Source organism: Nocardiopsis sp. NPDC006198 (assembly GCF_040613895.1).
Taxonomy (GTDB): Bacteria; Actinomycetota; Actinomycetes; order Streptosporangiales; family Streptosporangiaceae; genus Nocardiopsis; species Nocardiopsis tropica.
This window is the reverse complement of the sequence record NZ_JBEXSY010000001.1, coordinates 111,700-123,760: the sequence shown is the minus strand read 5'-3', so window position 1 is coordinate 123,760 and position 12,061 is coordinate 111,700. Positions and strand designations below refer to the sequence as shown.

15 protein-coding genes and 1 pseudogene are annotated in these 12,061 nt (G+C 72.1%); 10 read left to right on the top strand and 6 right to left on the bottom strand.

Going from position 1 to position 12,061, the window contains the following annotated elements:
* Nucleotides 1–102: 102 nt before the first annotated feature.
* Nucleotides 103–864: a FadR/GntR family transcriptional regulator gene (locus ABZ234_RS00630; protein ID WP_355010385.1), complete on the bottom strand. Its 762-nt coding sequence runs from the start codon at nt 862–864 to the stop codon at nt 103–105.
* Between the two features lie 79 nt (nt 865–943).
* Between ABZ234_RS00630 and ABZ234_RS00625 the strand changes: the two genes are divergently transcribed.
* On the top strand, nt 944–1,900 hold the full coding sequence (locus ABZ234_RS00625; RefSeq protein WP_355010384.1) for a D-2-hydroxyacid dehydrogenase: 957 nt from the start codon (nt 944–946) through the stop codon (nt 1,898–1,900).
* Nucleotides 1,901–1,965: 65 nt separating this feature from the next.
* A complete protein-coding gene (locus ABZ234_RS00620) occupies nt 1,966–3,366 on the top strand; it encodes a GH1 family beta-glucosidase (RefSeq protein WP_355010383.1) in 1,401 nt (466 codons plus the stop codon).
* A gap of 78 nt (nt 3,367–3,444) precedes the next feature.
* Here ABZ234_RS00620 and ABZ234_RS00615 read toward each other — a convergent pair whose 3' ends face one another.
* From ABZ234_RS00615 to ABZ234_RS00605, 3 genes are all read right to left on the bottom strand, one after another.
* Nucleotides 3,445–3,717, bottom strand: a complete 273-nt coding sequence (locus tag ABZ234_RS00615) for a MerR family transcriptional regulator (protein WP_267950419.1) — start codon at nt 3,715–3,717, stop codon at nt 3,445–3,447.
* Between the two features lie 818 nt (nt 3,718–4,535).
* A complete protein-coding gene (locus tag ABZ234_RS00610) occupies nt 4,536–4,859 on the bottom strand; it encodes a hypothetical protein (RefSeq protein WP_355010382.1) in 324 nt (107 codons plus the stop codon).
* A gap of 78 nt (nt 4,860–4,937) precedes the next feature.
* Nucleotides 4,938–5,366, bottom strand: coding sequence for an Hsp20/alpha crystallin family protein (locus ABZ234_RS00605; RefSeq protein WP_355010381.1), 429 nt, complete (start codon nt 5,364–5,366; stop codon nt 4,938–4,940).
* Between the two features lie 160 nt (nt 5,367–5,526).
* On the opposite strand from ABZ234_RS00605, the gene ABZ234_RS00600 reads away from it, so the two are divergent.
* The 3 genes and pseudogenes from ABZ234_RS00600 (at nt 5,527) to ABZ234_RS00590 (ending at nt 6,540) form a co-directional block, all read left to right on the top strand.
* Nucleotides 5,527–5,814 carry a MerR family transcriptional regulator gene (locus ABZ234_RS00600; protein ID WP_355010380.1) on the top strand — a complete coding sequence of 96 codons (288 nt, stop codon included), beginning with the start codon at nt 5,527–5,529 and terminating at the stop codon, nt 5,812–5,814.
* A 233-nt stretch (nt 5,815–6,047) separates the two neighbouring features.
* Nucleotides 6,048–6,357 (top strand): annotated as a pseudogene (locus ABZ234_RS00595) (alkyl sulfatase dimerization domain-containing protein); the annotation flags it as partial.
* 42 nt (nt 6,358–6,399) lie between these two features.
* A complete protein-coding gene (locus ABZ234_RS00590) occupies nt 6,400–6,540 on the top strand; it encodes a hypothetical protein (protein WP_355010608.1) in 141 nt (46 codons plus the stop codon).
* An 87-nt stretch (nt 6,541–6,627) separates the two neighbouring features.
* Here ABZ234_RS00590 and ABZ234_RS00585 read toward each other — a convergent pair whose 3' ends face one another.
* On the bottom strand, nt 6,628–7,395 hold the full coding sequence (locus tag ABZ234_RS00585) for a DUF2306 domain-containing protein (RefSeq protein ID WP_355010379.1): 768 nt from the start codon (nt 7,393–7,395) through the stop codon (nt 6,628–6,630).
* Between the two features lie 321 nt (nt 7,396–7,716).
* Between ABZ234_RS00585 and ABZ234_RS00580 the strand changes: the two genes are divergently transcribed.
* The 5 genes from ABZ234_RS00580 to ABZ234_RS00560 all read left to right on the top strand — a co-directional run bounded on the left by ABZ234_RS00580 (nt 7,717) and on the right by ABZ234_RS00560 (nt 11,423).
* Nucleotides 7,717–8,727 (top strand): MerR family transcriptional regulator, encoded by a 1,011-nt coding sequence (locus tag ABZ234_RS00580; protein ID WP_330158124.1) that lies wholly within the window; start codon nt 7,717–7,719, stop codon nt 8,725–8,727.
* 252 nt (nt 8,728–8,979) lie between these two features.
* A complete protein-coding gene (locus ABZ234_RS00575; protein ID WP_355010378.1) occupies nt 8,980–9,483 on the top strand; it encodes a hypothetical protein in 504 nt (167 codons plus the stop codon).
* Complete coding sequence (locus ABZ234_RS00570) at nt 9,480–10,709, top strand: divalent metal cation transporter (protein WP_352985806.1); 1,230 nt, start codon at nt 9,480–9,482, stop codon at nt 10,707–10,709. Before ABZ234_RS00575 ends, ABZ234_RS00570 begins: the two co-directional genes overlap by 4 nt.
* A gap of 1 nt (nt 10,710) precedes the next feature.
* Entirely contained in the window at nt 10,711–11,097 is a 387-nt protein-coding gene (locus ABZ234_RS00565) for a hypothetical protein (protein ID WP_355010377.1), read from the top strand.
* The gene (locus ABZ234_RS00560; protein ID WP_355010376.1) at nt 11,094–11,423 is read left to right on the top strand and encodes a PRC-barrel domain-containing protein; all 330 of its coding nucleotides are present in this window, start codon (nt 11,094–11,096) and stop codon (nt 11,421–11,423) included. Before ABZ234_RS00565 ends, ABZ234_RS00560 begins: the two co-directional genes overlap by 4 nt.
* 51 nt (nt 11,424–11,474) lie before the next feature.
* Here ABZ234_RS00560 and ABZ234_RS00555 read toward each other — a convergent pair whose 3' ends face one another.
* The gene (locus ABZ234_RS00555) at nt 11,475–11,954 is read right to left on the bottom strand and encodes a MarR family winged helix-turn-helix transcriptional regulator (protein ID WP_352985809.1); all 480 of its coding nucleotides are present in this window, start codon (nt 11,952–11,954) and stop codon (nt 11,475–11,477) included.
* Between the last annotated feature and the right edge of the window lie 107 nt (nt 11,955–12,061).

The following is a 12,061-nucleotide window of genomic DNA, read 5'->3' as shown; positions in this document are numbered from 1 at the left end:
GTGCTTTCCCCTCGGGCGTCGTTACGGGTCGGACCGGGGCAACTGGTCCGACCACCTGACCGATGGCGAAGCTAAGCGGGCACCACACGCCGTGTCAAGCGCTCAGGGACGCTCCGCACGCCCCTCGTCCCGCGAGGAGCCCAGCTCACCCAGCAGACCCGTCTCGATCTCGCTCATGTGCACGGCCATCAGCTGTCGCGCCCGGCGGTGGTCGCGCCGTTCGATGGCGCGGAGGACCTGCCGGTGGTGTTCGAGGTAGTGCTCCGCCTGGTTCTCCCTACTGCGGGAGCGGTCCTTGAGCTCGCTCCACATGCGCTCGCGCATGAGCCCGACCAGGGTCTGCTCCAGGGCGAGGAGCACGCTGTTGTGCGAGGCCGCCGCCACCGCCAGGTGGAAGTCGGCGTCGACCGCGGACGGGTCCTCCCCCGCGCGGACCACGCGCTCCTGCTCGAGCACCAGATCCTCCAGTACCCGCAGGTCGTTGGAGGTCCGCGCGGTCGCTGCGTGCTCAGCGCACACCGGTTCGAGCGAGGCCCTGGCGACGATGAGGTCCAACGGGCTGTGCTCCCCGGCGACCGCGGCGCGGGCCCGCAGGACGTTCGCCTCGGAACCCCCGTCGCCCATCACGTAGGTACCGCTGCCCACCCGCACGTCGAGCACCCCCGCGTGCTCCAGGACGCGGATGGCCTCGCGGACCGAACCGCGTCCGACCTCGAACGTCTCGGCCAGCACGCGCTCGGAGGGCAGCGGTGATCCGGGGGGAAAAGCACCCGACCGCACCCCGGCGAGGATCTGGTCGGCGACCGAGGAGTAGACCTTGGACCGCTCCACGGCCCGGAGGACCGGACGCCCCTCCTGTGGCATCTGACACACACCTTCCCTATACTCACCGGACCGGTCGGACCAATCTCGGCCAAAATTACCAGAGCGAGCGAAGGACGTGATGTGCGTGCCCGAGTACGGACCAGTACTCGTGAGCGGGCGGTTCGACCCCGGAGAGAAGGTGCGGATCCGCGCGGCCGCGGCGGGCGCCCCGGTGGAGTTCGTGGAAAGGCCCGGGGACCGCCCCGACCTCCTGGCCTCGGCGACCGTCGTCGCCGGGACCCTCAGCGGGGAGGAACTGGCCGCGGCGTCCGCCGTGCGCTGGGTCCACAGCTGGGCGGCGGGCGTCAACGCCGACCTCGCGGGCGGGATGGCCGGGCACCCGGCGACCCTCACCTCCTCCGCGGGCAACGGCGCGATACCCCTGGCCGAACACGCGATGATGCTGATGCTGATGTTGAACCGCGACGCCGCACGATGGGCCCGGGCCCAGGCCGACCATCGATGGGAGCGCTTCGAGCACGGCGAGCTCAACGGCCTCACCTGCGGAATCGTCGGCCTGGGGCGCTCCGGTCTCGACCTGGCCGCCAAGGCCGCGGCCTTCCACATGCGGGTGGTGGGAGTACGGCGGCGAACCGACCGGCCCTCCCCCGGCGTGGACGCCGTCTTCGCCCCGCAGGACCTGCACCGGATGCTGGGCGAGTGCGACTTCGTGGTGGTCACGGCCCCCGACACTCCGGCCACCGAGCACCTGGTCGGCGAGGCCGAGCTCAGGGCGATGAAGGAGTCCGCGTTCCTCGTCGTGGTCTCGCGCGGCGGGATCGTGGACGACCAAGCCCTGTTGCGGGCCCTCACCGAGGGATGGATCGCCGGGGCCGGACTCGACGCCCACACCGAGGAGCCGCTCCCGGAGGCCAGTCCCTTCTGGGACCTTCCCAACGTCGTCGTCACCCCGCACAACGGAGCGACGACCGCCGCGACGCGGCGCCGCGGGGTGGACATCTTCGTCGACAACCTGGAGCGCCACGTCCAGGGCCGGCCCCTGGCGAACGTCGTCGACAAGTCCGCCGGCTACTGACCCCGCCCCTCTCCCCCACCCCGGCCATGACGCCGCTCCACGCACACAGCCATCGGAGACACACCATGACCACGCCAGAGCTGCCCGCCCTTCCGCCCGGCTTCGTCTTCGGGGCCGCGACGGCGGCCTACCAGATCGAGGGCGCCGCCGACGTGGGCGGGCGCGGCCCGTCCATCTGGGACACCTACTGCCGGACGCCCGGCCGCGTCGCCCGCGGCGAGAGCGGTGACGTCGCCTGCGACCACTACCACCGGTACCCGGAGGACGTGGCACTCCTCCGGGAACTGGGAGTGGACGCCTACCGGTTCTCGATCGCCTGGCCCCGGGTCGTGCCGACCGGGAAGGGAGCGGTCAACCCCGAGGGACTGGCCTTCTACGACCGCCTCGTCGACGCCGTCCGCGAGGCCGGGATCGAGCCCGTGGCCACCCTCTACCACTGGGACCTCCCGCAGGCGCTGGAGGACGAGGGGGGCTGGCGCGTGCGCGCCACCGCCGAGCGCTTCGCCGAGTACGCGCGGGTGGTGGCGGACCGGCTGGGCGACCGGGTGCAGCGCTGGATCACCCTGAACGAGCCGCACTGCTCGGCGTTCGTCGGCCACGCGGTGGGACGCCACGCACCGGGGACCCGGGAGGGCACACCCGCCCTGGCCGCCGCGCACCACCTGCTGCTGGCCCACGGTCTCGCGGCGCGGGAACTGCGTGCCTCCGCTGCACGGCACGGCCGCGCGGCGGAGGTCGGTATCACCCTCAACCCAGACCGGTTCATCCCTGCCACGGACTCGCCCGAGGACGCGGAGGCCGTGGACCGCGCCGAGACGCTGCACAACCGGGTGTGGCTGGACCCGCTGCTGCGCGGACACTACCCCCGGAACGAGACGGCCACCTGGGGATCCATGGCCGACGGGAGCTACCGGTCCCCCGGGGACGCGGCGACCATCGCGCAGCCCCTGGACTTCGTCGGACTGAACTACTACCGCCCCGTACGGGTGCGCCACGCGCCCCTGCCCGAGGCCGCCACGCGCACGGCCGTCGACATCGGGGTGGAGCAGGTCCCGGTCGAGGGTGTGCGCCACACGACCATGGGGTGGCCCGTGGTCCCGGAGTCCTTCACCGACCTCCTGCTCGACCTGCACCGCCGGTATCCGGAGCTGCCTCCGGTCTACATCACCGAGAACGGCTCGGCGGAGCCGGACGTGCCCGCCGCGGACGGGCGCGTGCACGACGAGGACCGGGTCGCCTACCTGCGGGACCACCTGTCGGCCCTCGCCGACGCCGTCGCGGCCGGAGTCGACGTGCGGGGCTACTTCGTCTGGTCCCTGCTCGACAACTTCGAGTGGGCCTACGGGTACGACCGCAGGTTCGGCATCGTGTCGGTCGACTACGAGACGCTGACACGCACGCCCAAGGACAGCTACCACTGGTACCGGGAGGTCGTGCGGGCGCACCGGGAGCGCCGGACGGGGTGAGGCCACCGGGCGGGACGGGCTCCCAGGAGCGGTCCTGTGAGTCCGTGCCGTCCCGGGCGCCTCCGGGTCGGCGACCGCTCAGTCGGTCCGCGGCCCGCCTCCGGAGGTGCGGAGTTCCTCGTTGATCCGCTGCGCCTCCTCCAGCTGGTCCTCCAGGATGATGATCCTGCAGGCGGCTTCGATCGGGGTGCCCTCGTCCACGAGTTCGCGGGCGCGGGAGGCGATCCTGAGCTGGTAGCGGGAGTAGCGGCGGTGTCCGCCCGCCGAGCGCAGGGGCTCGATCAGCCGGGCCTCGCCCAGAGCGCGCAGGAAGGCCGGCGTGGTGCCGATCATCTCCGCGGCGCGGCCCATGGTGTAGGCGGGGTAGTCGTCATCGTCGAACCGGTTGGTTCCGGAACTGGTCAAGCGTTTCTCTTTCTCTCCTCATCGCACGCCGAGGACCCCAGCGCCGAACGGCGCTGGGGTCCGAGAGTTCAATACCATCTACCGGCTGCTGCCGGTCTTCCGCTTCCCGAGGTGGAACTGGAACGGGAACGCGGGGATCGCGGTTGTGTGACCGTGGACCACCTTCTTCCGAACCGGGGCCTGCGGTACCCGAGCGGAACAACCCACACCCGGGCGATCCTCGATGGCATCTACTCCTCTCGATCTCACTGCGTGCACTTCACTCCTGCTGCGGCGCCCCCGTACAAGGGGGCGCCGGTACTGCCACTGCGGTCCTACCGGCCCCCGGTGCCGTCCAACGTCTCTGCACCGGTCGAGCCCTACCGCGTCCTTCTTCACCGCCACGGCGTCCCCCGCGAAGACGGGACGCCGGTCCAACCGGCTGCCGGTGCCCTGATGCACGTGCGCACCGGTCGAGCCGACCTGCTTCGTTACTGCGCGGTCCCCCACGGGCGGGACACCGGTACTGCCACTGCGGTCCTGCCGGCCCCCGGTACTGTCCGACATCTCCGTACCGGTCGAGCCCTACCGCGTCCTTCCCCACTACCCCGGCGTCTCCCGTGTCGGCGGGACGCCGATCCTGCTCTCCACCGGCGTTTCCGGTGGTCCACCTCGTGGATCCCTGTGGCTACGACAGGAAATGTATCAGCGGTTCCGGCGCATGTCTACTCTGGCCGATGGAGATTTTGGCTCGCCCTGTGGGCAGGTTTTCTGGAGCCGGCGCCTCAGCCCGCCCCCGCGTAGGCCGGGGCCTCCAGGAACGTCCGCAGCTGCTCGGCCAGCGGTTCGTCGAGGCTGTGCGGCGCGCCCCGGTGACGGGGGTCCCGGAACGCGCGCCGGAAGGCCTCGGGGTCGCCGGTGAGGTCGGCGGTGGCGCTCCTGAGGTCCTCCAGCGCCCGGCGGAGCCGTCCCGGCGTGCTCCCCCAGGCGGACTCGTAGGCCCGGAGCGCGCGGAAGAAGCGGACGCACGCCAGGTGGGTCGACTCTCGGTGGTCGTGGCGCTGGATGTGCTCGGCCATCGCGCGCGTCCTGCGGAGTGTGGAAGGCATTCGGTTCACTGCTTCCTGAGAAGAGGGGAACGGACACTGCTCAGGGGGCGGCCCGGCCGAAGCCGGGCCGCCGGGGGTTCAGGCGTCGATGCTGCGAGGCTCGCCGTCGCCCTGGCTGATGCTGATCTTGCGCGGCTTGGCCTGCTCGGCCACCGGGATGCGCAGGGTCAGGACACCGTCGGCGTAGTCGGCCCGGATGGCGTCGGTCCGCAGCGTCTCGCCGAGGAACAGCTGCCGCGAGAAGGTGCCGGAGGGGCGTTCGGCGACCACCACCGCCTCGCGGTCGCGCACGGCGTCGGGGCGCTCGGCGGTCACGGTGAGCACGTTGCGCTCGACCTCCAGGTCGATGGAGTCGGCGCGCACCCCCGGCAGGTCGAAGCAGACGACGAAGTCATCGCCCTCGCGGTAGGCGTCGATCGGCATGGTGGCCGGTCGTGACGCCTCCCCCAGGATCCGCTGCGTGAGGCGGTCGATGTCCCGGAAGGGGTCGGTACGCATCAGCATCATGGAAACCTCCTCTGTCCCTACTAGAAAACCTGATGCGATGTGACGCAAGTTTTATACCTCAGGACACGGGAGATAAACAACTGTGACCGATAAAGGTTTTCTCAAGCCCGGAGGTAGGGTCGGAGGGCGCACCGATGGCTCGGCGAGGAAGGACGTGCTGATGGCAGAACCGCGGCCGGGTACCGCACGCGGCCTGTACACGATCTCCGTGGCCGCCCGGATGGCGGGGGTCGCACCACCGAGCCTGCGCTCCTACGAGGAGCGGGGCCTGGTCGCCCCGGCGCGCACCGAGGGCGGCACGCGCATGTACAGCGACGACGACATCGCCCGGCTGCGACGGGTCGTCGAGCTGGCGGCCCAGGGGGTGAACCTGACGGGGATCGGTCGGATCCTGGAGCTGGAGGAGGAGAACACCCGCCTGCGCGACGGCCCTCCCGGGGACGGTTGAGGAGGCCTGCCCCCGGCCCCGCCGCGGCCGGTCCGCGGCGGCGCCCCCTCCGGGGAGCCCGGGGCCGCGACGCGCACCAGTGGGCCCGCTACCTCACCGAGGCCGTCCAGCTCTTCTGCCACCGCACCGACGTCGCCTTCGCCACCCACCACCGGCCGACCCGGGGCGCGGACCGGATCGCGGGGTTCCTGACCGGGCAGCACGACCTCTACGCCTACCTGCACGACCGGACGGTGCCCCTGATCAACCGGGGCCTCACCCCCCGGAAGATCGCGGAGGAGCTCACGCTTCCTCCCGCCCTGGACCGGCAGTGCGCCGGCCGCGGCTACTGCGGGTCGCTGAGCCACAACGTCAAGAGCGACCACCAGCACTGCCTCGGCTGGCTCGACGGAAACCCCGCCCACCTGTGGGAGCACCCGCCGATCGAGGAGTCGAGGCTCTGGGTGGACCTGCTCGGCGGCATCGGCGGGACCCTCGCACGCGGACGACCTCGTCGGCGAGGGCGACCTGCGCTTCGCCGCCACCCTGCTCAACCACGCGGTCTTCGCCGAGCCGGACCACGAGGGGGCGCGCCTGGCACCCACCATGACGAGGCAGCAGCTGGTCGGCGCCATCACCCGCCGGGACCTCCGGGGCATCGGGCACGAGGGGGGCCTCGGGGTGCTCCGCTCGCTGTTCGGCGTCCTGGAGGCGCCGGACCCCGCCTTCGCCGTGGTTCGGCCCTGAAAGGGCGTCGCCCGGAGCCCCGTCCCCGCCCCGGACCGTCGCCGCCCGGGGCGGCACGACCGCGGGCGTACGGGGAGGGGCGCGGGCTCAGGTACGGTCCCGTGCCCCGGAACCGCTCCCGGCCGGTCCGACCGCGTCCACGGGGACTCGGCGGCCGTCCCCCGCCGACGCGGGGGCGGTCCCCGCGGCCCCCTGTCGGCGGGCCGCGGACCTCAGCACGCGCTGGACGATGAAGTACTCCGCCACGAGGACGTTCACCAGGAAGGACGCCCACGCGCTCGCGTGGTAGACGTCGTCGAAGGTCAGGGACGGGAAGTAGTTCGCCTGGAGCGCCAGCCCGAGACCGAGGTAGATCCGCAGGCTCACGGAGGCGAAGGTGAGCGCGTAGTTGCGGATCATCCAGACCCGGTGGAGCCGGACCTCCCCGCGGCGGATGGTCCGGAAGGCCTGGACGAGCGTGTAGAGCCAGGCCGCCGTCAGGATGAAGAAGGCGACCTGCACCGAGAACCCGCTGACGGAGAAGGCGGCGGCGAACAGGGCCGCCATCGACCCCAGCACCACGCAGACCATGTAGACCCGGCCCGCGACGCGGTGCGCACGCGGGTACCGGGCGCGGAGCCGGGTGAGGAACTGGAACGGCCCGATGAGCAGCGCCAGGGAGCTGGGGATCGCGTGCACGGCGATGGAGAGGTAGTGGGAGGCGACCCCGGGATCGAGCGGGATCCTGTTGCGCTCCACGTCCCCGACAGCGTAGGGCTCCGCCGAGTAGAGGGCGACAGCGGCGGCCGACACGGCCAGCAGGCCCCAGAGCGTCCACCACCAGTGGCGGCGGGTCGACTTCGTCAGGTCTTTCACGGGCATCTCCACTGAGGACGGAAGGAAGGTGCCCCGGCCGCGTCGGGGGCGGGATCCGGCGCCGGAACGGCGCCCGCCGTGGCACAGGGCGTGTCACAGACACAGTCGCGTCCCCATGGGGTCGTTCGCGTCGGTGAGAACCACCGAGTTCCCTCCCGGGCCGTCGGCGGGCGGCCGCGGAGCGGGACCCGCCCCTGAGGCGATCGACCGGACGGGGTGTCCCGTACGCGAAGCCCTCCCCTCCCCTCCGCCGCCTGCGCGCGGATCCGGGCGCCCCGGGGGCTTGCATCTCAAGCTGCTCGAGGTACCACAGTGGCTCCCATGAACGACAACGAGCTTTACCCCATCGGAGACGCCGCGCGCCGCAGCGGCCTGAGCGTCAGCGCCGTCCGCTTCTACGCCGACGCCGGGATCGTCGAGCCCGCACACCTGTCCGGGGCGGGCCACCGCCTGTACGACGTCGACGCCATCGCCCGCCTGGAACTCGTCCGCACCCTGCGTGATCTGGACACCGACCTGGACGAGATCCGCCGCCTGCTCGAAGGCGACACGACCCTGCACGACCTGCTCACCACCCACCTGGAGATCGTCGAGCGCCAGGAGCGCACCCTGCGGGCCAGGAGGGCGGTGCTGCGGACCCTGATCAGGCAGGGCGGCACGACCGCGCAGGCCGACCTGATGCACAAGCTCGTCTCGATGACCGACGAGGAACGCGAGCAGACCATCGACGACTTCTGGAACGACGTCGGGGAGGGCCTCGACGTCCCCGACGGCTTCGTCGACCGGCTGCGCGCGATGCGGCCGATCCTGCCGGCCGACCCCACGGCCGCCCAGCTGGAGGCGTGGATCGAACTCGCCGACCTGGTGCGGGACCCGGCGTTCCGCGACGCGGTCCGCACCTACCTGCACGAGACCTACACCACGGACGAGTGGCAGGCCATGGCGACCGAGCCGATGCAGGAGTTCATCTACGAGAGCGGAGGACCGCTCGTGGAGGCGGTCCTCGCCGCCTACCGCGCCGGTGAGTCCCCCCGATCCCCCTGGGCGCAGGCGGTGGTCACGCGCTTCATGGAGGCGGTCACGGCGGTGTCCGCCGACACAGCGCTCACCCCCGAGATCCGCAACCGGATGGCCGACGCCTACCGGCGGCTCCCCGACATCGAGCGCCAGATCGCCGAGGAGGACGCCGCCTCCGAGGACCCCGTCTACGACGACACCCACGGCCGGTACCTGTCCCTGGTGACAGTGGTCAACGGTACCGGGCCCGAGGAGGACACGCTGCCCTACGCCTGGATCGCCGACGCCATGCGCGCCCCGGACGACGGCGCCTGAGGGGACCCCGTGCGCTCACTCCAGGACGGGTGAGGCACCGGCGGTGTGCCGGGGAACGGCACACCGCCGGGGCGGGGCCGCGAACGGCGGCTCCTTCCCCCGCCCCGTCCGCGTCACCCGGCGGACGGCCGGAGCGCAGGACCGGGAGCCGCGGGAGCGGAACCGTCCCGGGGCGCCGTGCCGCCCCCGCCTCGACACGCCCCGCCCATCGCGCTGGGTGATTCTCCCGTCACCGATGGCTATGGTCGTGGAGTGCTCCAGCCCCGTTCGCCCTCCCATGAGCCCGGTCGCACCGGCCGGCCCCCGGCGCAGCCCACCGCCCCCGTCCTGGCCCTGGTGGCGGTCCTCCTGCTCCTGGTCGCCGGCTGCACGGCCCCGACCCCGACCGCCGGCTCCTACCGGGACGCCGCCGAGCAGACCGTCACGGACCTCCTCTCGGCCGTCGGGACGGGCGTCCTGCTCGTCGAGATCCACCGGGGCGACAGGGCGTTCTCCCCCTACGCGGAGACCACCGCCGAGGACGCCGAGGACGCCGCCCGCTCGATCGCCGACACCTTCGGGACGCGCCAGCCGCCCACCGCCGGGTCCGACGCCCTGCGGGCGGAGCTCTCCCCCCTCTGCGACACCGCGGTGAACGCGCTCGCCGACCTGCGCATCGCCCTGAAGAGGGACGACAGCGCCGCGGTCGAAGCCGCCGGGCAGACCCTCCTTGCCGTTTCGTCCGGGCTCTCCGACCTCGAGGAGTCCCTCTCGTGAGGTGGCTGGCGGCCTTCACCCTGGGCCTGCTCACCGCCATCGGCGGCTTCCTGGACATCGGCGACCTGGTCGCCAACTCCGTGGTCGGCTCCCGCTTCGGGATGACCCTGGCCTGGGTCGTCCCCGTCGGCGTGGTCGGGCTGATGGTGTTCACCGAGATGTCCGCCCGCGTGGTCACCGCCACCGGGCGCGGGACCTTCGACCTGGTGCGCGAACGGCTCGGCGCCCGGGTCGGCCTCGTCAACCTCCTGGCCTCCTACCTCATCACCCTGCTCACCCTGTCCGCGCAGATGGGGGGTATCGCGCTGGCCCTGGAGCTCGCCAGCGGCATCCACTACCTGCTGTGGGTGCCGGTCGTCGGGTTCCTCGTCTGGATCGTGCTGTGGCGGCTGCCCTTCGCGTACATGGAGAAGACCTACGGCCTCCTGGGCCTGGCCCTCGTCGTGTTCGGCGTGGCCCTGTGGAGGATGGGCCCGGACCTGGGGGCGCTCCTCACGGAGGCGGTGTCCTTCTCCCCGCCGCCGAACGAGGGGACGGCCGTGTGGTGGTACTACGCCATCACCCTGTTCGGTGCCGCGATGACCCCCTACACCGTCCTCTTCTTCTCCTCGGGCGGGGTCGAGGAGAAGTGGACCTCCGAGGATCTGGCCACCGCGCGCCTCAACGTCTTCTTCGGCCTCCCCCTGGGAGGGCTGCTGTCCCTCGCCATCATGGGCTGCGCCGCCGTCCTGCTCATGCCCGCCGGGGTCCAGGTGTCCGACCTGGGACAGGTCGCGCTCCCCGTCGTCTCGACCCTGGGCAGGCTGGGACTGATCGTGGTGATACTCGGGTTCTTCGCCGCCACCTTCGGCGCCGCCCTGGAGTCGGGCCTGGCGGCGGGGTACGGCGTCGCCCAGTACTTCGGCTGGCACTGGGGGAAGACACTGCCGCCGGCGAGCGCCCCCTACTTCCACCTCGTCATCATGGTGAGCCTGCTGAGCGGCACCCTCTTCGTCCTCACCGGGGTCGACCCCATCACCGTCACCGAGTACAGCCTGGTGTTCTCGGCCGCGGCCCTGCCCCTGACCTACCTGCCGATCCTCGTCGTGGCCAACGACCGCGGCTACCTCGGCGACCAGGTCAACTCGCGCTTCACCAACGTCCTGGCCTCGGTCTACCTGGTGCTGCTGTGCGTGGTGTCGGTGGCCGCCATCCCCCTCATGCTCTACACGAAAGCGGGGCAGTGAGATGTCCGACGAGGCGGACGGAACGATCTTCCGGATCGGGTTCACCGTCCTGGACCGCCAGGTGGTCGACCGCCGGGGCGAGAACCTGGGCAAGGTCGACGACGTTGAGTTCACCTGGCGGGAGGGGGAGGCGCCGGCCATGACGGCCCTGATCATCGACGCGGCCTCCCTCGGCGGACGGATCGCCGGGCGGTTCGGCCGGTTCTGGGAGACGGTCCTGGAACGGATGCGCCCGCCGGAGGAGGCGCCCACCAGGGTCCCGCTCACCGACGTCGAGGAGTTCGCCCCCACCACGGTGCTGTCCACGGACGCCCCGCCGGGGATGCGCCCCCTGGAGGCGTGGGTGGCGCGCCACCTCATCGGCCGCATCCCCGGGGGGCGGCGGTGAGCCGGCTGCGCGCGGGCGCGCTCCTGGGGCTGCGGATCGTCGACTGCACCGGGAAGGACGCGGGTTCGGTCCAGGACATCGTCGTCCGACACAGCGGGGGCGCGTACACCGTCCTGGGGCTGGTCGCGGGGCGTTCCGCGCTCGCCGGACGCTTCGGGTTCGGGGACTCCCTGGAGGCTCCCACCCCCTGGAGGCATCTGCTGGGGTGGTTGCGGCGCCACGAGCGCTACGTCCGGTGGGAGGACGTCGTGGTCGTGGAGAAGGACAGGGTCGAGATCGCGGTGGAGCGCGGGGCACTGCCCCGCGGGTGGCGCGGACGGCCCTGACCGGTGTCGCGGCACCGGCCCCGTGCTTCTCCGGGGAGGCCCGGGCCCCGGTCAGCGCCGTGCTTCCCCGGATGCGCCGCTCCGCCGGTCGTGGTGCTCCAGCAGCCGGGCCAGCAGCCCGGTCAGCACCTGCCGTTCCTCGGGCCCCAGCGGGGCCAGCAGTTCCTCCTGGGTCCGGGCCAGCTGCCCCTCCAGCACCCGCAGCTGCCTCCTGCCGGCGGCGGTCAGCGAGACGATGTTGCGCCGCCGGTCGGAGGGGTCCAGTGCCCGCTCGACCAGCCGGCGGTCGGAGAGCTCGTTGACCGTCGCGACCATGTCGCTGACGTGGATGCCGCTGCGGCGTCCCAGTTCGGCCTGGCTGGCCGCGCCGGACTCCTCCAGCGTGGCCAGCAGGCGGTAGTGGTAGCCGCGGGCGCGCACGGACGAGAACCCGTCGGCCACCAGGCGGTGCGCGTGGTGGGCGGTCTGGGTGAGCAGCCAGCTGGGCGTGCCCTCCCAGGCCGCGGGCGTCTTCTCCGGTGGGTTCTCCATGCCTGGAGTCTAACGAACCGTTGGTGGCTCCAATGATTGTGCTACCGTTCGTGGCCCAAACGTTTGGTGGCCAAACATTCATGTCGCCAATGAACCCCCGGAGCCAG

What these genes read in the sequence shown, in the direction of transcription:
- ABZ234_RS00625 (WP_355010384.1), top strand. Translation starts at nt 944, where the DNA reads ATGTGCGTGCCCGAGTACGGACCAGTACTCGTGAGCGGGCGGTTCGAC.
- ABZ234_RS00605 (WP_355010381.1), bottom strand. Translation starts at nt 5,366, where the DNA reads ATGATGCTGATGCGTACCGACCCCTTCCGGGACATCGACCGCCTCACG.
- ABZ234_RS00620 (WP_355010383.1), top strand. Translation starts at nt 1,966, where the DNA reads ATGACCACGCCAGAGCTGCCCGCCCTTCCGCCCGGCTTCGTCTTCGGG.
- ABZ234_RS00580 (WP_330158124.1), top strand. Translation starts at nt 7,717, where the DNA reads ATGAACGACAACGAGCTTTACCCCATCGGAGACGCCGCGCGCCGCAGC.
- ABZ234_RS00555 (WP_352985809.1), bottom strand. Translation starts at nt 11,954, where the DNA reads ATGGAGAACCCACCGGAGAAGACGCCCGCGGCCTGGGAGGGCACGCCC.
- ABZ234_RS00600 (WP_355010380.1), top strand. Translation starts at nt 5,527, where the DNA reads ATGGCAGAACCGCGGCCGGGTACCGCACGCGGCCTGTACACGATCTCC.
- ABZ234_RS00590 (WP_355010608.1), top strand. Translation starts at nt 6,400, where the DNA reads ATGACGAGGCAGCAGCTGGTCGGCGCCATCACCCGCCGGGACCTCCGG.
- ABZ234_RS00615 (WP_267950419.1), bottom strand. Translation starts at nt 3,717, where the DNA reads ATGGGCCGCGCCGCGGAGATGATCGGCACCACGCCGGCCTTCCTGCGC.
- ABZ234_RS00630 (WP_355010385.1), bottom strand. Translation starts at nt 864, where the DNA reads ATGCCACAGGAGGGGCGTCCGGTCCTCCGGGCCGTGGAGCGGTCCAAG.
- ABZ234_RS00565 (WP_355010377.1), top strand. Translation starts at nt 10,711, where the DNA reads ATGTCCGACGAGGCGGACGGAACGATCTTCCGGATCGGGTTCACCGTC.
- ABZ234_RS00610 (WP_355010382.1), bottom strand. Translation starts at nt 4,859, where the DNA reads ATGCCTTCCACACTCCGCAGGACGCGCGCGATGGCCGAGCACATCCAG.